This is a genomic window from Methylobacterium sp. C25, assembly GCF_021352225.1.
GTDB lineage: Bacteria > Pseudomonadota > Alphaproteobacteria > Rhizobiales > Beijerinckiaceae > Methylobacterium.
The window spans coordinates 540,953-563,583 of sequence record NZ_JAAUVI010000002.1 but is presented as its reverse complement, the minus strand read 5'-3'; the positions used below and the strand labels follow the sequence as shown (position 1 = coordinate 563,583).

26 protein-coding genes and 1 riboswitch are annotated in these 22,631 nt (G+C 66.4%); of the genes, 14 read left to right on the top strand and 12 right to left on the bottom strand.

Going from position 1 to position 22,631, the window contains the following annotated elements:
- The first annotated feature begins 121 nt into the window (after nucleotides 1-121).
- The gene (locus HCU64_RS09030) at nucleotides 122-1,453 is read left to right on the top strand and encodes an adenylate/guanylate cyclase domain-containing protein (RefSeq protein ID WP_233383495.1); all 1,332 of its coding nucleotides are present in this window, start codon (nucleotides 122-124) and stop codon (nucleotides 1,451-1,453) included.
- Nucleotides 1,454-1,489: 36 nt separating this feature from the next.
- Here the strand turns inward: HCU64_RS09030 and HCU64_RS09025 are convergent, their stop codons facing one another.
- Nucleotides 1,490-1,882: a retropepsin-like aspartic protease family protein gene (locus HCU64_RS09025; protein WP_233383494.1), complete on the bottom strand. Its 393-nt coding sequence runs from the start codon at nucleotides 1,880-1,882 to the stop codon at nucleotides 1,490-1,492.
- Between the two features lie 319 nt (nucleotides 1,883-2,201).
- Nucleotides 2,202-2,322, top strand: a riboswitch (TPP riboswitch).
- 63 nt (nucleotides 2,323-2,385) lie between these two features.
- On the opposite strand from HCU64_RS09025, the gene thiO reads away from it, so the two are divergent.
- The 6 genes from thiO (at nucleotide 2,386) to HCU64_RS08995 (ending at nucleotide 7,571) form a co-directional block, all read left to right on the top strand.
- On the top strand, nucleotides 2,386-3,609 hold the full coding sequence (gene thiO, locus HCU64_RS09020; protein WP_233383493.1) for a glycine oxidase ThiO: 1,224 nt from the start codon (nucleotides 2,386-2,388) through the stop codon (nucleotides 3,607-3,609).
- The gene (gene thiS, locus HCU64_RS09015; RefSeq protein WP_233383492.1) at nucleotides 3,606-3,815 is read left to right on the top strand and encodes a sulfur carrier protein ThiS; all 210 of its coding nucleotides are present in this window, start codon (nucleotides 3,606-3,608) and stop codon (nucleotides 3,813-3,815) included. Before thiO ends, thiS begins: the two co-directional genes overlap by 4 nt.
- Nucleotides 3,816-3,839: 24 nt before the next feature.
- A complete protein-coding gene (locus HCU64_RS09010; RefSeq protein WP_233383491.1) occupies nucleotides 3,840-4,643 on the top strand; it encodes a thiazole synthase in 804 nt (267 codons plus the stop codon).
- Nucleotides 4,643-5,410, top strand: a complete 768-nt coding sequence (locus HCU64_RS09005; protein ID WP_233383669.1) for a thiamine phosphate synthase — start codon at nucleotides 4,643-4,645, stop codon at nucleotides 5,408-5,410. The genes HCU64_RS09010 and HCU64_RS09005 overlap by 1 nt, the downstream gene beginning before the upstream one ends.
- Before the next feature lie 348 nt (nucleotides 5,411-5,758).
- A complete protein-coding gene (locus tag HCU64_RS09000) occupies nucleotides 5,759-6,646 on the top strand; it encodes a hypothetical protein (RefSeq protein WP_233383490.1) in 888 nt (295 codons plus the stop codon).
- A gap of 172 nt (nucleotides 6,647-6,818) precedes the next feature.
- The gene (locus tag HCU64_RS08995) at nucleotides 6,819-7,571 is read left to right on the top strand and encodes an AAA family ATPase (RefSeq protein ID WP_442785931.1); all 753 of its coding nucleotides are present in this window, start codon (nucleotides 6,819-6,821) and stop codon (nucleotides 7,569-7,571) included.
- 142 nt (nucleotides 7,572-7,713) lie between these two features.
- Here HCU64_RS08995 and HCU64_RS08990 read toward each other — a convergent pair whose 3' ends face one another.
- The gene (locus HCU64_RS08990) at nucleotides 7,714-8,739 is read right to left on the bottom strand and encodes an alpha/beta fold hydrolase (RefSeq protein ID WP_233383488.1); all 1,026 of its coding nucleotides are present in this window, start codon (nucleotides 8,737-8,739) and stop codon (nucleotides 7,714-7,716) included.
- 273 nt (nucleotides 8,740-9,012) lie between these two features.
- Between HCU64_RS08990 and guaA the strand changes: the two genes are divergently transcribed.
- The 5 genes from guaA (at nucleotide 9,013) to purQ (ending at nucleotide 12,369) form a co-directional block, all read left to right on the top strand.
- Nucleotides 9,013-10,584 (top strand): glutamine-hydrolyzing GMP synthase, encoded by a 1,572-nt coding sequence (gene guaA, locus HCU64_RS08985; RefSeq protein ID WP_233383487.1) that lies wholly within the window; start codon nucleotides 9,013-9,015, stop codon nucleotides 10,582-10,584.
- A 76-nt stretch (nucleotides 10,585-10,660) separates the two neighbouring features.
- Nucleotides 10,661-11,077, top strand: coding sequence for an MAPEG family protein (locus HCU64_RS08980; protein WP_233383486.1), 417 nt, complete (start codon nucleotides 10,661-10,663; stop codon nucleotides 11,075-11,077).
- A gap of 57 nt (nucleotides 11,078-11,134) precedes the next feature.
- The gene (locus HCU64_RS08975; protein ID WP_233383485.1) at nucleotides 11,135-11,302 is read left to right on the top strand and encodes a hypothetical protein; all 168 of its coding nucleotides are present in this window, start codon (nucleotides 11,135-11,137) and stop codon (nucleotides 11,300-11,302) included.
- Nucleotides 11,303-11,446: 144 nt separating this feature from the next.
- Nucleotides 11,447-11,689: a phosphoribosylformylglycinamidine synthase subunit PurS gene (purS, locus tag HCU64_RS08970; protein WP_233383484.1), complete on the top strand. Its 243-nt coding sequence runs from the start codon at nucleotides 11,447-11,449 to the stop codon at nucleotides 11,687-11,689.
- Nucleotides 11,689-12,369, top strand: a complete 681-nt coding sequence (gene purQ, locus HCU64_RS08965; protein ID WP_233383483.1) for a phosphoribosylformylglycinamidine synthase subunit PurQ — start codon at nucleotides 11,689-11,691, stop codon at nucleotides 12,367-12,369. The genes purS and purQ overlap by 1 nt, the downstream gene beginning before the upstream one ends.
- A gap of 177 nt (nucleotides 12,370-12,546) precedes the next feature.
- Here the strand turns inward: purQ and HCU64_RS08960 are convergent, their stop codons facing one another.
- From HCU64_RS08960 to HCU64_RS08935, 6 genes are all read right to left on the bottom strand, one after another.
- Nucleotides 12,547-13,092, bottom strand: coding sequence for an adenine phosphoribosyltransferase (locus tag HCU64_RS08960; protein WP_233383482.1), 546 nt, complete (start codon nucleotides 13,090-13,092; stop codon nucleotides 12,547-12,549).
- A gap of 90 nt (nucleotides 13,093-13,182) precedes the next feature.
- A complete protein-coding gene (locus HCU64_RS08955; protein ID WP_233383481.1) occupies nucleotides 13,183-13,995 on the bottom strand; it encodes an inositol monophosphatase family protein in 813 nt (270 codons plus the stop codon).
- A gap of 177 nt (nucleotides 13,996-14,172) precedes the next feature.
- Entirely contained in the window at nucleotides 14,173-14,910 is a 738-nt protein-coding gene (gene mobA / locus HCU64_RS08950; RefSeq protein WP_233383480.1) for a molybdenum cofactor guanylyltransferase, read from the bottom strand.
- Between the two features lie 12 nt (nucleotides 14,911-14,922).
- Nucleotides 14,923-16,047 carry an Mrp/NBP35 family ATP-binding protein gene (locus HCU64_RS08945; protein ID WP_233383479.1) on the bottom strand — a complete coding sequence of 375 codons (1,125 nt, stop codon included), beginning with the start codon at nucleotides 16,045-16,047 and terminating at the stop codon, nucleotides 14,923-14,925.
- 231 nt (nucleotides 16,048-16,278) lie between these two features.
- Entirely contained in the window at nucleotides 16,279-16,785 is a 507-nt protein-coding gene (locus HCU64_RS08940; RefSeq protein ID WP_233383478.1) for an SRPBCC family protein, read from the bottom strand.
- Nucleotides 16,785-17,126, bottom strand: a complete 342-nt coding sequence (locus HCU64_RS08935) for an ArsR/SmtB family transcription factor (RefSeq protein ID WP_233383477.1) — start codon at nucleotides 17,124-17,126, stop codon at nucleotides 16,785-16,787. The genes HCU64_RS08940 and HCU64_RS08935 overlap by 1 nt, the downstream gene beginning before the upstream one ends.
- Nucleotides 17,127-17,266: 140 nt before the next feature.
- On the opposite strand from HCU64_RS08935, the gene pncB reads away from it, so the two are divergent.
- On the top strand, nucleotides 17,267-18,559 hold the full coding sequence (gene pncB / locus HCU64_RS08930) for a nicotinate phosphoribosyltransferase (RefSeq protein WP_233383476.1): 1,293 nt from the start codon (nucleotides 17,267-17,269) through the stop codon (nucleotides 18,557-18,559).
- A 26-nt stretch (nucleotides 18,560-18,585) separates the two neighbouring features.
- Here the strand turns inward: pncB and HCU64_RS08925 are convergent, their stop codons facing one another.
- Nucleotides 18,586-19,110 (bottom strand): GlcG/HbpS family heme-binding protein, encoded by a 525-nt coding sequence (locus tag HCU64_RS08925; RefSeq protein ID WP_233383475.1) that lies wholly within the window; start codon nucleotides 19,108-19,110, stop codon nucleotides 18,586-18,588.
- Nucleotides 19,111-19,193: 83 nt separating this feature from the next.
- Nucleotides 19,194-19,577 (bottom strand): DUF983 domain-containing protein, encoded by a 384-nt coding sequence (locus HCU64_RS08920; protein ID WP_233383474.1) that lies wholly within the window; start codon nucleotides 19,575-19,577, stop codon nucleotides 19,194-19,196.
- Nucleotides 19,578-19,755: 178 nt separating this feature from the next.
- Here HCU64_RS08920 and HCU64_RS08915 point away from each other — a divergent pair, with 178 nt between their 5' ends.
- The gene (locus HCU64_RS08915; protein ID WP_233383668.1) at nucleotides 19,756-21,147 is read left to right on the top strand and encodes an aminotransferase-like domain-containing protein; all 1,392 of its coding nucleotides are present in this window, start codon (nucleotides 19,756-19,758) and stop codon (nucleotides 21,145-21,147) included.
- A gap of 148 nt (nucleotides 21,148-21,295) precedes the next feature.
- On the opposite strand, the gene HCU64_RS08910 is transcribed toward HCU64_RS08915, so the two are convergent.
- Together HCU64_RS08910 and HCU64_RS08905 are read right to left on the bottom strand one after the other, a co-directional pair.
- Nucleotides 21,296-22,036, bottom strand: a complete 741-nt coding sequence (locus tag HCU64_RS08910; RefSeq protein ID WP_233383473.1) for a spermidine synthase — start codon at nucleotides 22,034-22,036, stop codon at nucleotides 21,296-21,298.
- Between the two features lie 72 nt (nucleotides 22,037-22,108).
- Nucleotides 22,109-22,570 (bottom strand): peptidylprolyl isomerase, encoded by a 462-nt coding sequence (locus HCU64_RS08905; protein ID WP_233383472.1) that lies wholly within the window; start codon nucleotides 22,568-22,570, stop codon nucleotides 22,109-22,111.
- Nucleotides 22,571-22,631 lie beyond the last annotated feature (61 nt).

Sequence of the window (22,631 nt, the reverse complement as noted above, 5' to 3'; positions counted from 1 at the left end):
CTGCTCCGCCCATCGCGGCGGTGTGGCGGTCGATCCTGACCGGCCGCCGCTACCCATTCGGAACCGATTTCGTCCAGCCGGCAAACCTTGCTTTGCCCTAGGGCGTACCCACCTTGGCCATATGCTCGACGAGGACGCCACGCAGCCGCTGAAAGAATTGGCGCCCACCGCCTTCGCCGACGGCTCCGAGGCGCAGGACGTGCCGTTCGGTGCGATTCAGCCGAGCGTGGGCATCCGCGACTGGTTGCTGGGTGAGGGCGCGCGGCTGGAAAATGCAAGCGACCTCCTGGCCGGATTGGCGCAGCGCTTGATCGACATCGGCGTGCCTGTCGATCGCGCCTCGACGGCGATCGATACCCTGCATTCGGAATATTCGGGCGTGGGACGGGTCTGGACTCATGAGACGGGCACGACGGTTCGCCTGTTTCCGCACGGCGAAGCCTCGCATGAGGCCTATCACGCGAGCCCGTTCTACGCGGTTCACCAGAGCGGCGAGTGGCTGATCCTCGATCTCACGGAGACCCCCGACGACCTGTTCTCGATCGTTCCCGAGCTCAAGGCCGAAGGGTTTGTTGCCTATGTCGTAGTGCCGGTCTTCTTCACCAACGGTACCCATAACGGCATCACCTTCGCCACGCGTGCGAAGGATGGTTTTGCGGACGAGGACATCGCGATCTTGCGCTTCATCATGCCGGCGCTGGCCGCGGTGATGGAGATGCGGATCGTCAACAAGCAGCTCGATCAGGTCTTGCGCATCTATGTCGGCGACGAGCCGCATCGCGCGATCCTGTCGGGAGACATCCGCAGGGGCCAGGTGAAGCGCATCCGCTCGGCGATCCTCTTCGCGGACATGCGCGATTACACCCGGCTCTCGGCCGACCTGACGCCCGAGGAGGCGGTCGAGCTGCTGAATCACTTTTTCGACTGTCTGGTTCCCGCCATCGAGCGAGAGGGCGGCGAGGTACTGAAATATCTCGGCGACGGCCTGCTCGCGATCTTCCGCGAGCCCGGCGACGACCTCGGCGGGGCGGCGAAGGGGGCCCTTACGGCAGCCCTCGCGTCCCTCGGCGCGCTCGCGGAGGCCAATGCGGTCGGCCGTTTCGGCGACAAGCCCGTCGCTGCCGGTATTGCGCTTCATCACGGCGAGGCGGCCTACGGCAATGTCGGCTCCGGCACCCGACTCGACTTCACGGTGATTGGCCGGGACGTGAATCTTGCCAGCCGTCTTGCGCGGCTCAATCGGACGCTCGGCGAGCCGCTGCTCATGTCGAAGCCGTTCGTCGACTTTCTCTGGGGTGACCCCGAGTCGCTCGGTGTGCACCCTCTCGACGGCTTTCCCGAGCCGATGGAGGTCTATCGCCCGGGACGCGCGAGGGCAGCCGCCTGTATGCCTACGAGCCGGGCATCCGAGACGAGCGCGGCTGCGGTTCTCGCCGCGCAGACTGCAGACTGACGTTCGTCTTAGCCCCGACGATGAGCACGGCCCCCGTCACCCACGCAGGGTGATGCGCGTCCCAGCCACGTTGAACTCGCGCAGTCGCGACAGAAACGACATGCCAAGCAGGTTCGCGTTGAGCCGCCCCCGCGGGATCACCACGGCCTCGACGTCGCGGACTGCGACCGGCCCGATCTGTAGAAGGCGGATGCGCACCGGGGCGACGCGGACGGTGCCGTTGGCCGTGCCGACCACTTGCGTGAAGTCGCCGGGGGCGAGACGGATGCCGAGGCTCTCGGCCTCCTCCTCGCGGAAGGCGCAACTGGTTGCGCCGGTGTCGACCAACATCGAAACGGTGCGACCGTTGACGAGGGCGCTCGTCGTGAAGTGACCGCTGCGGTCCGCATGAAGCGCGATGGCACCGGACGAGGGGGCGGAGACTGCCATGGCCATCGGCGGGGGAGGCGAAGCGGCACTGTTTGCGCCCTTAGTGAAACCGTGCCGACCAGCAACGATCAGGCAGAGCGCGACTGCGCACAAAACCCATCTGCCCAGGCCCGTCACACCCCGCCCCTCGCTCCATGTGCCTGCCAGTGCACGGTTGTACGGCTACACGGTGCGCGTGAAGAAACCCTCTTTGCCCCGGGGCGTCGCACGTGATTGATCCTGCTATCGCACGAGGCGGTATGCGAAGGGTTCGTTCCACCGCGACAATTGCACGGACCATGATGGGGATTGACCGCGCGCGCGTCTCGGCCCACATCAGGGGCATTCCAGGGAGATCCCCGACAAGGGGCTGAGAAACCGCTATCGCCTTAGGGCAGCGCGGAAATCCTTTGAACCTGATCCGGCTCATACCGGCGTAGGGATTGGACCGCGGGCGGCACCAGACGCTCATTGAGCTTCATCGAAGCGCGGCGACGATCCTTACGGGTAACCGTGGAGGCCTCGTGTCGGCTGTCCTGAACTCCCCGATCGGCCTGCGCCGCGGCATTGGTCGGCAGGCGAATTCCTCAGTGTTGCCGGAGCGTTGCGACGTCGCTGTGGTCGGCGGCGGACTGATCGGCCTGTCGATTGCTTGGCGTCTGGCCAGGGCTGGCCGCTCGGTCACCGTCCTCGAACGCGACAGCATCGGCTCGGGCGCGAGCCTAGCCGCGACGGGCATGCTCGCGCCCGCTGCCGAACACGAGCCGGGCTCCGACCTGCTGTTGCCGCTGGCCCTCGACAGCCTGCGCCGGTGGCCGGGATTTCGTGATGAATTGCAAGCGGATGCGGGGATCGGGATCGACTACCGCGAGGGCGGCACACTGGTGCTCGCGATCGGTCGCGACGAGGTCGAGCGCCTGCGTTTTCGCTTCGAACTCCAGAACCGGGCCGGCGTCGCGGCGGAATGGGTTTCGGGTCCGGAAGCGCGGGCGCGCGAGCCGCTGCTGCGGCCGAACGTGTCCGCCGGCATCCGTTGCCCACTCGATGCTCAGGTCGATCCGCGCCTTGTGATGCAGTCTCTGGTTACTGCCTGCGAGCGCGCCGGCGTTCGCATCCTGGAGATGCTTCCGGTGAAGCACATCATTGCATCGAGCACTTCGACGGCTTCCCTCGACACCCCGCAGGGCACACTGCGCGCCGACACCGTGATCCTCGCCACCGGCGCCTGGAGCGGGGAGGGTGGATTGCTGCCGGGCTCCGAAAGCCTCCCGGTCCGGCCGATCAAGGGCCAGTCGCTGGCGCTGAAAACCACCCGGCGGACGGGCACGTTGTCGAACATGGTCTGGACCGAGCAGATCCACATGGCCCCGAAGGCCGACGGCACGTTGATCGTCGGCGCGACGGTGGAGGATTGCGGGTTCCGTGAGGGCGTCACCGCCGGCGGTCTGTTCGCGCTGCTCGAAGGGGCGCGCCGGGTCCTGCCGGGCGTCGAGGAGATGGAGGTCGAGGCCGTCTGGAGCGGCTATCGCCCGACCTCGGACGACGACGCGCCGATCCTCGACGTCCTGCCGAACGGCGTCATCGTCGCCACCGGGCATCACCGCAACGGCTACCTGCTTGCGCCCTCGACGGCCTACGCCGTGGCCGAGCTGCTGGAGCGGGGCTCGCTGCCGGATTACGCGCGCGGCTTCGGCCTCGGCCGGTTCGCGCAAGGCACAGAAGACCAGCAACTGAGAGCACGGGCATGAGGCTGATCGTCAACGGCGAGCCCTGGGAGCACGAGGCCTCCGACGTGGCCGCGCTCTTCGCCATCGAGGCGGAGGAGCGCGAGCTGCCCTCCGAGGGCATCGCCATCGCGCTCAACGGGCGCGTCGTCCGCAAGAAGGATTGGGCCGGCACCGCATTGAGCGAGGGCGATCGCATCGAGATCGTCCGCGCCATGCAGGGCGGCTGAACAGGAGACACGGGGCTTTTTGCCATGACCCACCACGACACCACGCTCACCGCGCAAGCCGGCGACGACCTCCTCGAGATCGCGGGGGTGAAGCTGTCCTCGCGCCTATTCATCGGCACGGCCGGCTATCCGAGCCAGGGCATCATGGCCGAGTCTGTGCGCGCCTCGGGGGCCGAGGTCGTCACCGCCTCCATCCGCCGCGTCTCGCTGCAGGGCCACGGCTCGGACACGTTCCAGAAGCTCAAGGGCAAGCGCTTCCTGCCCAACACCGCCGGCTGCGAGACGGCCCGCGATGCGATCATGACCGCCGAGCTTGCCCGAGAGGCGCTCGACACCACCTGGATCAAGGTCGAGGTGATCGGCGACCGCGAGACGCTCTATCCCGACGTCACCGAGCTGATGGAGGCCTGCCGCCACCTGATCGACGACGGCTTCACCGTACTGCCCTATTGCAACGACGACCCGGTCATCTGCGAGCGCCTCGCCGATATGGGCTGCGCGGCGGTGATGCCGATGGGCTCCCTGATCGGCTCCGGCATGGGCGTCGCCAACCCGGCCAATATCGAGCTGATCTGCCGCCGCGCGAAGGTGCCGGTGATCGTCGATGCCGGGATCGGCACGGCCTCGGATGCCGTCATCGCCATGGAGCTCGGGGCCGCCGCCTGCCTGATCAACACTGCCGTCGCCAAGGCCGACGACCCGGTCCGCATGGCCGCCGCCATGCGCCACGCGGTCGAGGCCGGCCGTCTCGCCCATCTCGCAGGGCGCATCCCGCGCCGTGGCCGCGCCGAACCGTCGAGCCCGCAGCTCGGTCTCGTCGGCTCTTGATCCCCGCGCCGCTGCTCATCGTCACCGACCGGCATAGCGCAAACCGGCCGCTCGTGGAGACGGTGCGGGCGGTACTCGACGGGGGCGCCCGCTGGATCTGGTTTCGCGACAAGGATCTAGAGCCGGAGGCACGACGCGACCTGGCCGCTCAGCTGTTGCTAATCGTTCGCGAGGCCGGAGGCCGCCTGACCATCGGCGGCGACATCGGCCTTGCCGCCGCTATCGGCGCCGATGGCGTTCACCTCGGCGGCTCTACTTTCGCCAACTCCGTCATTGCGAGTGAAGCGAAGCAATCCAGGGAACCGCAGCGCTCGACGGAAGCGGTCGGATTGCTTCGCTTCGCTGACAATCTCGGAGTGGTGGCTTCGGAGACCATGGCTCTGCACACGACCATCGCCGCCGCCCGCCAAAACCTCCGCCCCGGCGCTCTCGTCGGCCTTTCCGCCCACAACATCGCCGATGTCCGCGCGGCAGCACAGGCCGGCGCCGACTACGTCACCCTCAGCCCGATCTTTGCGACGGCGAGCAAGCCCGGCTACGGCCCGAGCCTCGGTCTCGACGCGCTGCGCGAGGGCGCCGCGATCGGCCTTCCCATCGTCGCCCTCGGCGGAATTGGCCCCGACACGGCGCGCCTCTGCTGCGAGGCTGGCGCGGCCGGCATCGCCATCATGGGCGGGTTGATGCGAGCGGACGATCCCGCCGCCGAAACACGCCGCCTCGTGGCCGCAGCATCGGGTCTTTCCTCCACCCCAACCCTCTCATCCTGAGGTGCGAAGCGGAGCCTCGAAGGAGGGCTCCAGGGATCGCGCGGCCGGCTGGAGGGCTCCTTCGAGGCTCCGCTTCGCTGCGCACCTCAGGATGAGGAAGTGGATGGGAGAGCTGCAGCGTCGAATCGTGAAGCAGTCATCAAAACAGATCCGGCCGAGCGCCCGGCGCCCATCTCAATTGCTCGGACGAGTCACCCCAGCCTCGTTTACTGAAATGCGAAGATTTTCCTGAAATTCCGTGGCCATTTCCCATGGCTTATTGCAAAGCTTCGCGCGCACTGCCTCCGCGTCCGGTTCGTCCGCGCAGGCCGATGGCCATGGCGACGTTGGGTCGCCCCGGAGGACGGTATGGTACGCATAGCCACGCTCACGGCTTTCACGCTCCTGCTCGGAGGCCCGGTGCTGGCCGCGGGCGAGACGCCGTTCGAGAAGGTCAAGGGCTGGGAGATCGAGCGTACGGCGCCCGGCTCGAAGGGCCCGGCCTGCCTGATGAGCAAGTCGTACAAAGACACCGATGACGACAATGCCGAGAATGCCTTGATCTTCGCGCTGGCGGGCGATCAGGCCATCGTGACCTTCGTCTACGAGCATTGGACCTGGGACAAGAACGAGAAACTGCAGGTTCCCCTAGTCCTCGACAAGAAGGTCGCCATCGCCAAGTCGGCCTGGACGGGCGATGGCCAGACCCTGACGGCTCTGCTCCCGGACACCATCGTGCCGAACCTTCTGGCCGCGAAGACGATGGTGCTCAAGCTCGACGGTGCCGACGCGGACTTCAAGCTCGGCGGGTTCCCCGAAGCCTACGAGTCGCTTCGGCGCTGCGACAGCGCGCCTGCCAAGACGGCCGCGGCTGCAGCTCCGCCGCCGGCCGCAGTCGCGGCAGCGAGCCAGTCCGAGTCTACCCACATCGAGAAGGCCATGACGTTCCCGGGAGAGGGTGACGTTCCGCCTCAAACGGCGTTCGCGCGCACGGCACCCAAGATCCTGCTGGCTCTGGCGGTCCGCGGCGTGAAGGCCGGCGATAGCCTCACGGCGGCCTGGATCGCGGAGAAGACGGAGGGCACGGCGCCCAATTTCGCGATCACGTCCGTCCAGATCCCACTCGGGGCGAGCCCGATGGTTTCGTCCAGCCTCAGCAAGCCCGATGCAGGCTGGCCCCCGGGCCAGTATCGTGTCGACGTGAGCCATAACGGCGGCCCCGTCGAATTCAGCCAGCGCTTTACTGTTCAGCAATAGAGCGACCTGAAGAGTCTTGCGCGCGATTTGAGCGTAAATCGCCCCACCGCCATACCATCCGCAGCGGAGATCGATAGCTCCGCTGCGAGCCTGTGTTCTTCGTATGATCGTGCTTCGACTTCGACCATGATGGGACCCGCGGAACGCAGGGTCCGAGAAATGGAATAAGCCATTGCCGAGATATCAGCATACGACGTTGGCGCCCCCTTATTTGAAACGGGTCTGGCTCAACGCCGATGCGATTGATGATCGCGCGGCCTATCCTTATTGCCTGCCGCTGTTCAAGGACGGCACCTTCGAGTTGGTGTTCGATCGCCCGATCACCATCATCGCGGGCGAGAACGGCGTCGGTAAATCCACGCTTCTCGAAGGAATCGCGGTACTGGCCGGCTTCAACGAAAGCGGTGGCGGCCCAGGCTACGCCGCCGTCGACAATTCTCGCGCGATCGAAGTGGGCGGCGGAGACCTGGCACGAGCACTCAAGGCCAGCTGGCTGCCCAAGGTTGGGCGCGGTTGGTTCTTTCGAGCAGAGAGCTTCTTTTCGGTAGCCCGCTATCTCGACGATGTGAGCAGCCCCACGGCTGATTTTCTATCCCATTCGCATGGCGAAGGCTTCATCCGGTTCTTCGAGGAACGCTGCACGAAGCCCGGCATCTTCATCTTCGACGAGCCCGAATCCGCTCTGTCGCCAAAGCGACAATTCGATTTTCTCAAGCTCCTGAGCCGGATGGAAGCAGGCCATCAGAGCCAGGTGCTGATCGTGACCCACTCACCGATCATCATGGCACATCCGGGTGCGCGATTGCTGCGGATGAACCGATACGGTCTGGAGCCAGTCGCGCTGGAGGACACCGAACATTTTCGGATCATGCGCGAATTCGTGGGCGATCCCGACGGTACGATCAAAGCCATGATCGAAGACTGAGCGGCCGACGACCGGGGGCGCTCCAACCGTCATTGCGAGGCGAAGCCGAAGCAATTCAGGGCCGACACGCTGACGTTTGCGGGTGTCGCTCTGGATTGCTTCGCTTACGCTCGCAATGACGAGGGTGGCTTCGGCCCGAGGGCTAGCGCTTCGCGATCCCCTCGATCAGAGCCTTGTTGAACCCATCGGGGTCCGACATCTGCGGTGCGTGGCCGAGTTCCGGGAACTCCACCAGCCGCGATCCGGGAATGGCCTTCGCTGCGGCCTTGCCGAGCTCGGGGTAGTGGCCGAGCGTCGGCTTCACATCCGCCGGCGCCAGATCCTTGCCAATGGCCGTAATGTCCTTCTGGCCGATCATGAGCAGCGTCGGCACCGTGATCTGCGGGAAGCGGTAGACCACGGGCTGGGTCATGATCATGTCGTAAAGCAGCGCCGAATTCCAGGCGACCTGCTCCTTGCCCGGGCCGCGATACATCCCGGCCAGCATCTGGACCCAGGGCTCGTAACGTTCCTCCCAGTGACCGGCGTAGTAGGTCGCCTTCTCATAGTTGCGGATCGTGTCCGCCGAGGTCTTCAGGTCGCGCTCGAGCCACTGCGCCAATGAGATCGGCGGCACGCCCTTGGCGCTCCAATCCTCGAGCCCGATCGGATTGACCAGCACGAGCTGCGAGGTCTCCTTCGGGTAGAGCAGCGCGTAGTGCGCGGCCAGCATGCCGCCGGTGGAGTGCCCGATCACGATGGGGTTCTTTGCGCCGAGCTTGTCGAGCAGGGCATGAGTGTTCTCGGCGAGCTGCCGGAACGAGAACTGGTAGGCGGCCGGCTTGCTCGACTTGCAGAAGCCGATCTGGTCGGGCGCGACGACGCGGTAGCCCGCTCCGGACAGGGCTCGGATTTGGCTATCCCAGGTCGCGGCGCAGAAGTTCTTGCCGTGGAGCAGGACCGCGGTCTGGCCGTTCGGATGGTCGGGGCGCACGTCGATATAGGCCATCTGCAGCGGCTGGCGCTGGGAGGTGAACTCGAAGCGCTCGACCGGGAACGGGTAGTCGAAGCCCTGCAGCTCCGGGCCGTAGGCGGCAGCCGTCTCGGCCTGCGCCGCGCCGAGGGCGCCGACGGCGAGGCTGATGCCGAGGGCGATCGATGATGCGAGGGTTCGGTTGAGTGTCAGCATGGTCTGCGTCTCGATTGGGTCGCCGCGCCAACGAGGCCGGGTAAGCGCTTGGACGACGCGCCGCCTGTACGCCCTCGATCGCCGGGTGAGCCAGGGCCTGGGCCCTGAAAGCGTTCAACATTTCGAGAAGTCCAGCAGCGCCGGAGTGGTCGGCACGGATGGAGCCGGCCGGAGGTGCGCTGGCACACACCGCCGCATGCGGCCCTTGCTCGCGCGCGCGTTGCGCGGCCGGGAGCCGTCGTCTAACCCGAACCACGACACGCCCGAGGCCGCATGACTTCCCTGCTCGACACCTCCCATCACGACAAGATCCTGATCGTCGATTTCGGCTCGCAGGTGACGCAGCTCATCGCGCGCCGGGTGCGCGAAGAGGGCGTGTATTGCGAGATCGTGCCCTTCACGAAGGCGGATGCGGCCTTCGACGAGCACCGCCCCAAGGGCGTGATCCTCTCTGGCGGCCCGGAATCGGTGACCTCCGACCTGTCGCCGCGTGCCCCACAAAAGATCTTCGATGCCGGCATCCCGGTGCTCGGCATCTGCTACGGCCAGCAGACCATGGCGGCGCAGCTCGGCGGGCAGGTCGAGGGCGGCCACCATGCCGAATTCGGCCGGGCCGAAGTCGAGATTCTGGCGGACTCACCGCTCTTCAACGGCGTCTGGCATGTCGGCGAAAAATATCCGGTCTGGATGAGCCATGGCGACCGCGTGACCAAGCTGCCTGAGGGCTTCGTCACCATCGCCCTGTCGAAGAACGCGCCCTTTGCCGCCGTCGCCGACGAATCGCGCCACTACTACGCGGTGCAGTTCCACCCGGAAGTGCACCACACCCCGCATGGCGCGCTGCTGATCCGCAACTTCGTGCGCGACATCGCCGGCTGCACCGGCGACTGGACCATGGGCGCCTACCGCGAGGAGGCCATCGCCAAGATCCGCGAGCAGGTTGGCAAGGAGAAGGTGATCTGCGGCCTCTCCGGCGGCGTCGATTCTTCCGTGGCGGCCGTGCTGATCCATGAGGCGATCGGCGATCAACTCACCTGCGTCTTCGTCGATCACGGCCTGATGCGGCTCGGCGAGGGCGACGAGGTCGTTCGGCTCTTCCGCGACCACTACAACATCCCGCTCGTCCACGTTCAGGCGCAGGAGCTGTTCATCAGCGCGCTCGAAGGCGTCGACGACCCCGAGGTGAAGCGCAAGACGATCGGCCGCCTGTTCATCGACGTGTTCGAGCAGGAGGCCCAGAAGATCGGCGGCGCGGCCTTCCTCGCCCAGGGCACGCTCTATCCGGACGTGATCGAGAGCGTGTCGTTCTCCGGCGGTCCCTCGGTGACGATCAAGAGCCACCACAATGTCGGCGGCCTGCCCGAGCGCATGAACATGAAGCTCGTGGAACCGTTGCGCGAGCTGTTCAAGGATGAGGTGCGCCTGCTCGGCAAGGAACTCGGCCTTCCCGAGAGCTTCGTCGGCCGCCATCCCTTCCCCGGCCCGGGCCTCGCCATCCGCTGCCCCGGCGTCATCACCCGCGAGAAGCTCGACGCCCTGCGCAAGGCCGACGCGATCTATCTCGACGAGATCCGCCAGGCCGGCCTCTACGACACGATCTGGCAGGCCTTCGCCGTGATCCTGCCGGTGAAGACGGTGGGCGTGATGGGCGACGGCCGCACCTACGATCACGTCTGTGCGCTCCGCGCCGTCACCTCCATCGACGGCATGACCGCCGATTTCTACCCCTTTGACATGGCCTTCCTCGGCCGCGTGGCGACGCGCATCATCAACGAGGTGAAGGGCATCAACCGGGTGACCTACGATATCACGTCGAAGCCGCCGGGGACGATCGAGTGGGAGTGAGAGCAATCGAGGCAGGTCATTTTCAGCCAGGTTGTCTCGGGCAATATTTCAGCGATGACCGCGTTTTGAGTATGGAATGGATATCAGCTTTGAACTGGGAGTGCTTGCGGCCGCAACCGTCTGGGGCTTTCTTCAGCTGATCGTCGCCGCACAGGCAGCCAACGTGCAATATGGCCTTCGCTGGGGTGCGGGCCCGCGCGATCACGAAATGCCCCCGCTCAAGCCGATTCCAGGGCGCATCAACCGCAACTTCCGCAATTACATGGAAACGTTTCCGTGTTTCGCGGTCGCGGTACTGATTGCCCATGCGGCCGGCATTCACGATGCGCTGACGCAATGGGGATCGATTGCCTATCTCGGCGGCCGGATCGTCTACACCTTGCTCTACATCACAGGTGTGCCGGTTATACGCTCCGTGTTCTGGAACGTTGCATCCCTTGGCATGCTCGCCGTGCTCGCTGCACCCTTCGTGCATCGCAGCCTGATACTTTGACGAGCGATTCCGTGACGACCCGGTCGGGCATCGTCGCCTCAAACCGCCCCGAACACGATGACGCCTCCCGACCTGTTCTACCGCCATGCCGATGTCAGCGCTCTCTGCAGCGCAGGACAAGGTGATGACCGGGCGACGGTGAGCCACGCCTCTAGGGTACGCCCGGATGGGCCGAGCTGCTGGAGCGCGGCCGAGCGTGAGGCATCGATCGCCGTGAAGCGCTGATGGACGCGCTGGCTGCGGAAGCGTTCGCGCCGTCGCGGATCGCCGCATGCTCGCGGGTTCCGAATATTTCCGTATCGGTCTATCCGCGGGCGCGCCGTTTCCGTATGAGACCGCATCCGTTTCCGAAAGCCGCCAAGCGCCCGCATGATCAAGGCCCGCATCGTCGTCACCCTGAAGACCGGCGTCCTGGATCCACAGGGCAAGGCCATCGAGTCGGCGCTCCAATCCTTCGGCATCCAGGATGTCGGCAGCGTCCGCCAGGGCAAGGTTTTCGACGTCGAGATCGCGGGCAGCGACAAGCCGCAGGCCGAGACCACGCTGAAGGCGGCTTGCGAGAAGCTGCTAGCGAATACGGTGATCGAAAACTACGAGATCGAGATCGCCTGATGCGCGCGGCGATCGTCGTTTTCCCCGGCTCCAACCGCGATGCCGACGTGGCCCGCGCGTTGACGCTCGCCGGCGCCGAGGTGGTGAAGGTCTGGCACGCCGACCACGAGCTGCCCGCCGGCACCGATCTCGCCGTGCTGCCCGGCGGCTTCTCCTATGGCGACTACCTGCGTTGTGGCGCCATTGCCGGGCGCGCAGCGGCGATGGATGCCGTGCGGGCGCATGCGGCGCGCGGCGGCCTCGTGCTCGGGATCTGCAACGGCTTCCAGATCCTGTGCGAGTCGGGCCTGCTGCCCGGCGTGCTGATGCGCAACATCAACCGGCGCTTCATCTGCCACCGCCAGATGCTGCGCGTGGAGCGGGCCGATACGCGCTTCACCACGGCCTACACGAAGGGCCAGGTGATCGACGTTTGCGTCGCGCATGGCGAGGGCAACTACTTCGCCGATGCGGAGACGGTGGCGCGGCTCGAGGGCGATGGCCGCGTGGCCTTCCGCTATTCCGATGCGGCCGGTGAGCTCACCGAGGATGCGAACCGCAACGGCTCGCTGAACTCCATCGCCGGGATCTATTCCGAAAAACTCAACGTGCTCGGGATGATGCCCCACCCCGAGAACTTCGTCGAAGACATGCTCGGCGGCGTCGACGGCCGTGGGCTATTCGAGAGCTTGGCGGCGTAAGTCACCACTGTCATTCCGGGGCGCCGCAGGCGAACCCGGAATCCAGAGCCTCTAAGTCGGCAAGTCATGGCTCGGTAGCGATTCTGGATTGCACGCTCTGCGCGCCCCTTCGGGTCCGGGTTCTCGCTTTCAGCGAGCCCCGGAATGACGGCCGAGGGTGTTGCGGTGTGCCGCCCCTTAGTGCCCCTCGAACTCCACCAACGTGCGCACTTGGACGCCGAGGTCGCGCAGCTTCTGCGCGCCGCCGATCTCCGGCAGGTCGATCACGAAACAGGCGGCGACCACTTCCGCGCCGAGCTGGCGCAGCAGGTTCACGGCCGCCGTCGCGGTGCCGCCGGTGGCGATGAGATCGTCGACGAGCAGGACGCGGTCGCCCTTCTTGATCGCGTCGACATGGATCTCGATGTGGTCGGTGCCGTATTCGAGAGAGTATTCCAGCGAGACAGTCTTGTGGGGCAGCTTGCCCTTCTTTCGGATCGGCACGAAGCCCGAAGAGAGCTGGTGCGCCACCGCGCCGCCGAGGATGAAGCCGCGCGCCTCGATGCCAGCCACCTGATCCACCTGTCCACCCGCATAAGGGTGAACGAGGGAATCCACGGCGCGCCGGAAGGAACGCGGATCGCTGAGCAGTGTGGTGATGTCCCGGAAGATGATGCCCGGCTTCGGGTAGTCCGGGATCGACCGGATCGAGTCCTTGAGAGCGCTGTGCTTGCGGGCTTCCATCGAGCGGCCTTCGTTGTCCCTGTCGTGACCGAGGTTTAGAGCAGAAGCGTAGGCAGAGAGCCAGCAGTCTGCCCGCAAGAATGGGGCCGTTCAGCCCTGTGAATTTGCCTTGCGAAGAATGCTGATCAGCTCGCCATGCAGCGCCTCGTTGCCGGCCGCCACCGACTTGGCGGCCGTCTTGGCTGCGAGGGGTTCGGCGCCGCCATCGGCGTTGGTGACGAAGCCGCCGGCCTCGCGCACCAGGATGATGCCGGCCGCGATGTCCCAGGACTGGATGTCCCGCTCCCAGTAGAGGTCGTTGCGGCCGCAGGCGACATAGGCGAGGTCGAGGGCGGCCGAGCCGAAGCGACGCGCGCCCCCTGTCACCTGCATCACCGCTGCGACCTCCTTCAGCAGACGAGGCTGGTCGCCGCGGCCGAGATAGGGCGAGCCATAGGCGACGAGGGCATCGGCGAGCTCAGAGCGGCCGGAGACGCGCAGGCGGCGGTTGTTGAGATAGGCGCCCTTGCCGCGTTCGGCGACGAAGAGTTCGTCCTTGATCGGGTCGTAGATCACGCCGGCCACGACCAGTCCGTCTCGCTCCAGACCGACCGAAATCGCGAAATGCGGGATGCCGTGCAGGAAGTTGGTGGTGCCGTCGAGCGGGTCGATGTGCCAGGTGTGGCTCTTGTCGGTTCCCTCGATCGTGCCGTTCTCCTCCAGCACCATGCCGTAGCCGGGCCGGGCCTTCATGAGGGCATCGCGCAGAACCTCCTCGGCCTTGCGGTCGGCGGCGGAGACGAAGTTGCCGGGACCTTTGCGCGAGACCTGAAGGTTCTCGACCTCGCCGAAATCGCGCTTGAGGCCGCGGGCGGCCTTGCGGACGGCGTCGACCATGACGGTCATGAGGGGGGAATTGATCATGCGGAATCCGTGTCCGGCCCGATACCGGCGTGCTGATGGCGGTCGGGGGTTGTCGGGGGCGTTCTATACGCGTTGCGGCCAAGCGCCATAGGCACGGGCGAATATCTGCGGGCATGTCGGCGCATCAGGCTCGCGAAAGCCAAATCGCGGCTGCGTTCGACCGCGGGGAGGGGACCGCTATCGGAGCAGGCCGGGGCGCCTTCGATCGGCAATTACGGCTTCGGCGGTCGCCAGATCGGCCGGCTCGTTGATGTTGAGAAACGGGTCGAAGGGCGCCGTCGGCCATGACACCACGGCCGCGCCGTGCCGCGCGATGAAGGCCCCGACGCGGCGCTCGTCGCGCTCCACCAGAGCCGCGCGCAGATCGTCTCGGAGTGCCACGGGCCAAAGTGCGACCGTGTAATGCTGCTTTTCCGAAGTGGCGATCGCGATCGGCCTGTCGCCTGCGTCCAGCGCAGCGTGAAGGCGTTCGACGAGATCGAGCGGGATGAAGGGCGCGTCTCCTGACACGCTGACGATCCGTTCGATCCCACACTCTCTCTCACGCAGCGCCGGCTGCACAGGCGGTCCTGGAGTCGGCTCGCTTCCGCGTCGCCCCTCCGGATGAAGGGTCGGGTCGGCAGGCGCATGACGGCTGCTGTGCTCCGCCGCGAAGTCGAGCGCGGCGAGAATGCCGGCGAGCGGGCCGGGATGTCCGGGGATGCCGTCGGGCAGGATCGGGCCGTCGAACCCGGCAAAGCGCGCCGGATCGCCGTTGGCGCTGAGCACGAGCCCGGCGCTGCATTGCGGCTTCAGGCGCTCGACGATGTGGTCGAGCAGGGTCCGGTCGCCGAGCCGCAGCAGCGGCTTATCCACGCCGCCCAAGCGGCGGGCGAGGCCGCCGGCCAGGATCAGCCCGAGGGTCGGCGGCGTCATGGCGCCGGAGCGCTATTCGATGACGATGCGCGGCGCGGCGCGGCCGGCCGGCGCACCTTCGAGATTGGACCAGAGCGTGCGCGCGATCCCGCGATAGATCTCTGCCTGCGGTCCTGCCTGGTCCGTCGCGACGACGGGGCGACCGGCATCCGAGGTTTCGCGGATCACCATGGTCAGCGGTACCTCGCCCAGGAACGGCACTTCGAGCCGGGCCGCTTCCGTGCGTGCACCGCCATGGCCGAAGATGTCGGAGGTTCCGCCGCAATGCGGGCAGATGAAGGTCGCCATGTTCTCGATCACGCCGAGGATCGGCACCGAGACCTTCTTGAACATGCTCACGGCACGCCGTGCGTCGATCAGCGCGAGGTCCTGCGGCGTCGAGACGATGACGGCGCCGGAGAGTGGCGTCGACTGCGCCATGGTGAGCTGAGCGTCGCCGGTGCCCGGGGGCATGTCCACCACGAGGATGTCGAGATCGCCCCATGCGACGTCCCGTAGCATCTGCGTGATCGCGGACTGGACCATGGGACCGCGCCAGATCATCGCGGAATCCGCCTCGATCAGGAAGCCGATCGACATCACCTTGATGCCGTAGCCCTGCATCGGCTCGAGAACCTTGCCCTCGATCACCCGGGGCTTGCCCTCGATCCCGAAGAGCTTGGGCACCGAGGGACCGTAGATATCTGCGTCGAGCAGACCGACCCTCAGCCCTTGAGCGTGCAGCGCCAGGGCGAGGTTGCAGGCCGTCGTGGACTTGCCGACACCGCCCTTACCGGAGGCGACTGCAACGATGTGCCGTACGCCGGGCAAAGCCGGGCCCGTGCGCGGCGGAGCCGGCGGCGCACCGGCACCCGGCGCAGGCTGCCGCGGCGGAGGCGCGTTCGGGCCGCGTTCCGAGGTCAGGCTCGCGAAAACGCCCGACACGCCGGGCATGGCGAGGATGCGCCCCTCGGCTTCACGACGGACCCGCTCGAACCGCTCCGCCTCGCTCGGGTCGATCTGGATCGAGAACATCACTCGGTTCGTCGGATCGACAACAACCTGCGAGAGCCGGCCGGAGGCGGGCAAAGTCGTGCCGCCGCCGTCGACCGCAACGGTCGACAGGGCCTGGATCACGTCGTCACGGGTGATCGCCAAGGTCAGCTCCTTGCGGCCGGTCGACGGCCGTTTTCGTCCACGCTTTGAATACACCGCCCATGTAGCCTCATATGCCCGAAACGCCAGCCCGGGCAGCGCCGTATCGGCGTCTACGGGATGGCGGGGTCTCGATGAGACATGCCTCCAGCCGGGCGGTCCGGGCAGACGCCTCACGCGCTCGATGTGCCCATTGCGATAGCGCCGGAACGACGAGGCGGGTCGTCGGGGTCCTCAATTCCCGAAGCGACGGTCGAGCTTGGTGATCTGGCTCTGGAAGCCCAGCGTCGACATCTTGGTCCAATGCGGATCGGGATGGTGCTCCAGTGTCACCACCATCCGTGTCAGGTCACCCAAGGGTTGGAACTCGACCTCGATCGAGACCTCGTACGGCGCGACGCCCGCGATAAAGTCGATCAGGTGGATGAGGCTCAGCCGCTCGTGCGGTTTGAACTCGCCGAAACGACCCTTCGTGTCGTGCGAGACCGGCTGGCCCATCTGTTTCATCGCGGCGATCGCCTCCGGCGCGTCTGCGATCATGTCGTAGGCGAGCACGCCGCCCGGCCGTGCCTCCAAGGCACGGACCTCCACGCGAAATCCTTCCGGCCCCCACCAGGATTCGAACCCCTCCTTCGTCGTCCACAGCTCCCAGAGCTGCTCGGCCGCCGCGGGATAGGTGCGCTCGACGACCACCTTCTCCTGGGCTCGCACGGCCTGCGCGAACGGATCCGTATCACTCATCACCGTGGCTCCTTTGTCGGGGTGGTGCGTTCGCCGCGCCTCTTCTCGAGCGCAGCGCCGAAGCGATCGAGGCGGGCTTCCCAGAGCTGCCGATACTCGGTGAGCCAGGTTTCCAGTTCGCGAAACGGCTCGGGCCGTAGGGCATAGAGGCGCTGCTGGCCGTCAGGCCGCACCGAGACGAAGCCGGCCTCGCTGAGAATCCGCAGATGCCGGGAGACGCCCGATTGGTGGATTCCCGCCTGCCGCACGATGTCGTTCACCGGCCGCTCACCGTCGCGCAGCGCCTCGATGATGACTCGGCGCGTCGGGTCGGCGAGCGCTTCGAAGAGATTGGAATGCATCACAATGCATATGCATAAACATGCATTCGTTTTGGCGCAAGCTCGATCCGGACCGATCGATCGGATTGACTTCGCTCGGCCGTCCATGAGCCTTAGCGCTCGGCGGCCGGTCCGGGTCGTGCAAGGCCCGATCGATCTCGATGCTCGACCTCGCGACACGCGTCTACAACCACAACTTCCGCATCGACCCGATCGTCCGATCGCTGCTCGACACCGACTTCTACAAGTTGCTGATGGCGCAGACGATTTTTCGCCGCCACCGCGACCTGCCCGTTACCTTCGGCATCAAGAACCGAAGCACGGCGATCCGTATCGCCGACGAGATCGACGAGGGCGAGCTGCGCGCTCAGCTCGACCATGCCCGAGGCCTCAGATTGTCGCGCGGCGAGGCCACTTGGCTCCGCGGAAACACCTTCTACGGCAAGCGCCAGATGTTTTCGGCCGAGTTTTTGGACTGGCTCGAAGGGTTTCAGCTGCCGCCCTACCAGCTCGAGAAATACGACGGCCAGTACGTGCTGACCTTCCACGGGCCGTGGATCGCGACGACCATGTGGGAGGTGCCGGCTCTTGCCATCCTGAACGAGCTCCGCTCGCGTGCGACGCTCAACGGGATGGGCCGGTTCGAGTTGCAGGTGCTCTACGCCCGCGCCATGACGCGAGTTTGGGAGAAGATCGAGCGGCTGAAAAAGCTGCCCGACCTCTCCATCGCCGATTTCGGCACGCGCCGCCGCCACGGCTTTCTTTGGCAGGACTGGTGTGTGCAGGCGATGCAGGAAGGCCTGGGCAAGGCATTCCTTGGTACCTCGAACTGCTTGATCGCCCAGCGTCGCGAGGTCGAAGCCGTCGGCACCAACGCCCATGAATTGCCGATGGTCTACGCGGCGCTTGCCGAAGACGACGCCGCTCTTGCGAAGGCACCCTACGAGGTGCTCGCAGACTGGCAGCAGGATTACGAGGGCAACCTGCTGGTCGCCCTACCCGACACCTACGGCACAACGGGCTTTCTCGCAGATGCACCGGACTGGCTCACGGCCTGGACCGGCATCCGGATCGATTCGAAGGATCCGATCGAGGGCGGCGAAGAAGCGATCCGTTTCTGGCAGTCCCGCAGCTCTGATCCGCGCGAAAAACTCGCGATTTTCTCCGACGGCCTCGACATCGACGCGATCGAGCGAATCCACGCGCATTTCCACGGGCGCCTACGCATCGGCTACGGCTGGGGCACGCTGCTGACCAACGATTTTCGCGGCTTCATGCCGGACGACCGGCTCGACCCGATCTCGATCGTCTGCAAGGTGATCGAGGCAGATGGCCGGCCGACCGTGAAGATCTCCGACAACCCGTCGAAAGCGCAGGGGCCAGCGAACGAGGTCGAGCGCTACAAGCGTGTCTTCAACGTGGGTGAGCAGGCGGCGCAACCCGTGCTGGTCTGAGCAAGCCGGCCGCCACGCTCCGGTCGCTACTTCAGCGCATCGACCCCCGCCTGGCAAACGACGACGTCCTGGTCGCTGGTGCCACCAGAGCAGCCGACGGCGCCGATCAGCTTGCCCTCGACGATCAGCGGGATGCCGCCGGCAGAAGCGGCGAGGCCGGGATCGAGCGTGCCATAGATCGGCGGACCCTTGCTGTAGGCCTCGAAGAAGACCTTCGACTCTCGCCGCCAGCGCGCGGCCGTCCTGGCCTTGCGCTGGGAGATGTCGATGGAGGCGAGCTGAGCGCCGTCCATGCGGGCGAAATGAACCAGCTCGCCGTGGGTGTCGACGACGGCGATGTTGACCGGCCATCCCCGCTTCTCCCCCTCCGCCAGCGACGCCGCCACGATCTTGCGCGCCTGTTCCAGCCCGATCGGAGCGCCATAGGGCGCACCGAACGGAACCTTGTCGGGAAGGTTCGGGGCAGCCGGAGGTGGCTGCTGGGCAGCGGCTGGCAGGATCGCGAGCGAGAGAGCGCAGGATACCGCGACGAGGGGGGGCAAACGCATCATCTATCCTCCGATACGGCCTCTCTGGGCCGCTCCTGGTCCAACTATGGCGACGCGGTGCCGCGGCGACCAGAATCCGGAGTGGCTCAGGTTTTCGTGATGGCCAGCCGTCCCTCGCCGGCCTTGTTGCGGTACTGGCTTGCGATGAACAGGCCCTTCAGCGGCCGGATCACCGGAACGCAGGCCAGAAGAAGCAGAGGCAACGTGACCACCGCGTGCACCCAGAGCGGCGGGTCATAGGCAAGCTCCAGCCAGATCCCGAAGGCAGTGACCGGAAAAGCCATCGTCATCATGATGAAGAACGCCGGGCCGTCGGCCGGATCGGCGAAGCCGTATTCGAGGCCGCAGACCTCGCAAGCGGGCTTCAGGGTGATGAACCCCTTGAACAGGTGCCCCTCTCCGCAGCGCGGACAGCGGCATCGCAAGCCGACGGATAAGAGCGATCGATCGGCCGGCCGGGTCGCGTCCATGATCATGTCTCCATTCGCATCGCACGCTGACGGACAGCGGGCTTGTGACCGCACAATGTATGGTATAGCAATCCATACATTGTGCGGTCCAACTTACTGCCGTTTTACTTACCCGGAACGTCGAAAGGGTGAAACGGTCAATTTTGCATGGCGCATACAATGCGGGATGCATGAGGCAATCATGAAGGCATGGAGCCCGACAATTGGGTTCGGGAATGGTCCCAAGTACCTCGCCATCGTCGAGGCGCTGGCGCGGGACGTGCGCGGCGGCGTGCTCGCGGAGGGGGCCCGGCTCCCGCCCCAGCGGGTGCTGGCCAAGCAGCTTCACGTCGACCTCACGACGGTGACGCGTGCCTTCAACGAAGCGCGGCGAGTCGGCCTGATCGACGCGACGGTGGGCCGGGGCAGCTTCGTCCGGCGATCGGCGCGCCCGTCTGCGGGTCTGCGCCAGCCGTATCCGCCGGCCAGCGTCGACTTCAGCATGAACATGCCGCCACAGCCCCCGGAGGCGCGTCTCGCCGAACGGATGCAGGCGGGCCTCGCTGCGCTCGCCGGATCGCCGGGCTTCCTCGACCGGCTTCACTATCAGGACAGTGCTGGTGTCCTGTCGGATCGGGCGGCAGCCGCCGAATGGCTCGGCCGGCGGCTGGGTCCGGTCCCCGTGCAGCGGATCGTCGTCGCGGGCGGCGCTCAGACGGCGCTTGCTGCCATTCTCGCGGTGGCGCTCAAGCCGGGCGACAGCCTTTGCGTTCCCGCGCTGACCTATCCAGGGCTTCGCATGGCAGCAGAGCGGCGCGGAGTGCGGCTCGTTGCCGTGGCGGGTGACGCGGACGGCGTGATCCCCGAAGCGTTCCGCGAATGCTGCCAACGGGCGGGGCCGCGGGCGCTCTACCTCGTGCCGACGCTCGACAACCCGACCACGGCCACGCTGCCAGCACGGCGGCGCGAGCAGATCGTGGAGGTCGCTCGCTCCCACGGTGTGGCGATTATCGAGGATGATGCCTACGGCGCTTTGCCGCTCGATGCCCCCGCTCCGATCGCGGCGCTCGCCGGCGATATCACTTGGCACATCGCGACACTGTCGAAATGCGTCAGCCCGAGCCTGCGTATCGCCTTCGTGGCTGCGCCCGGCACCGGCGAGGCGGTTCGCCTGTCGGCCGAACTGCGCACCATCAGCATGATGGCGCCGCCACTTGCGGCTGCGCTTGCCTCGCACTGGTTGGCCCAGGGTGAGCTCGACGAGATCGTTTCTGCTATCCGCACGGAGAACGGGCTCCGGCAGGCGATCGCCAGGGAAGCGTTCGCAGGGCTGTCCGTCCAGAGCCAATCCAGCGGGCACCACCTCTGGCTGACATTGCCGGAGGCATGGCAGCGGGCCGGACTGGGAGCGCATGCGCGCCAGCTCGGTGTCAGTGTCATCGCGAGCGACGCCTTCGCCGTCGGCCCGGCGCCGGAGGCGATCCGTGTCTCCCTCGGCGCAGCCCCCGACCGCGAGACGCTGCGTTATGGGCTCAGTCTGCTTGCGATGCTGCTGACGCAGCCGCCGGGAAGTATCTCGACGGTGGTTTGATCGAGGACTCGACGAAGCAGAGGCTGGCGCCGTGATGCGGCAGCTGGGATCGACAAGCGTGTTGTCGATGCCGGGCGTTCGATGAACGTTTCGACCTGTCCGGTTGGACTGGGTCCACGGCGGGTCCGAAACACAATTGGGAGGCGCGTCAGCCGCGGCGGCCTCGGTCCGCGGCTCCTCGGCCCCGGGAGATTCCTGGTGTCGGCCTGGCTCCTCCCATGGGGCGGGTCGCGAGCCACAGGACGTGTCTGCGACCGCCTCTTCCATGCGCCCGCACCCGCTCTTCCTCGACGGCAAAGCCTGAACGCTTGAGACGGGTGGTGAAGGCTGCATTCGGCCCCTGTGACCAGATCCCGAGAATGCCGCCGGGGCGAAGCGCCGCGCGGGCCTGGGCAAGGCCTTCCAGGCCGTAGAGGCGGTCGTTCTCCGCCCGCATCAGGCCCTCGGGGCCATTGTCCACGTCGAGCAGGATCGCGTCGTACTGGCCGGGCACCAGGCGGATCTGGGCTCCGACATCGTCGACCCGGAGATCCACGCGCGGATCGTCGAGGCTGCCCGCAAAGATCCGAGCCAGCGGACCGCGCGCCCATTCGGCGACGGCCGGGACGAGTTCGGCGACGACGATGGCGGCATCCGGCCCGAGCGCATCGAGGGCGGCGCGCAGGGTGAAGCCCATGCCGAGGCCGCCGATCAGGATCCGGGCGCGCCGCCGATCCCCGAGCCGGGCGCAGACCAGCGCGGCGAGCGCCGTCTCGGAGGCGCTGACGCGGGTGCCCATCAGCTCGGTCGGGCCAATGAAGATCGAATATTCCTCGCCCCGCCGCATCAGCCGAAGCGGGGTGTCCTCACCGGGGATGGGACCGGTATCGAGGTGCTCCCAGGGGATCATCGGGATGCTCGCTGGGGACGCCGGATCGGCCGCGGCGACGCTGGATCGCCACGGCCAAGGTCCGAGACGCGATCAGGGAGTGCCGACGCTCGCCTTGACGATCTTGTCCGGGGAGCGCGGCGGCTCGCCCTTGTTGATGGTGTCGACGACGTCCATGCCTTCGATCACCTTGCCCCAGACGGTGTATTGCTTGTCGAGGAAGCGGGCATTGTCGAAGCAGATGAAGAACTGCGAGTTCGCCGAGTGCGGGAAGTTGGTCCGCGCCATCGAGCAGGTGCCGCGCACATGCGGCTCGGCGTTGAACTCGGCGTTGAGGTCGGGGAGGTCCGAGCCGCCCGAGCCAGTGCCGGTCGGATCGCCGGTCTGGGCCATGAAGCCATCGATCACGCGGTGGAACGGCACGCCGTCGTAGAAGCCCTGGCCAGCCAGCGTCTTGATGCGCTCGACGTGGTTCGGAGCGACGTCGGGACGCAGCGCGATCACGACGCGTCCCTTGGTGGTCTCCAGGACGATGGTCTCGTTGGCCTCTGCCATTCTCGATACTCCTCGAGTTCTTCGGTTTCTGACCGATCGCGCAAGCGCGACCGAGTGATCG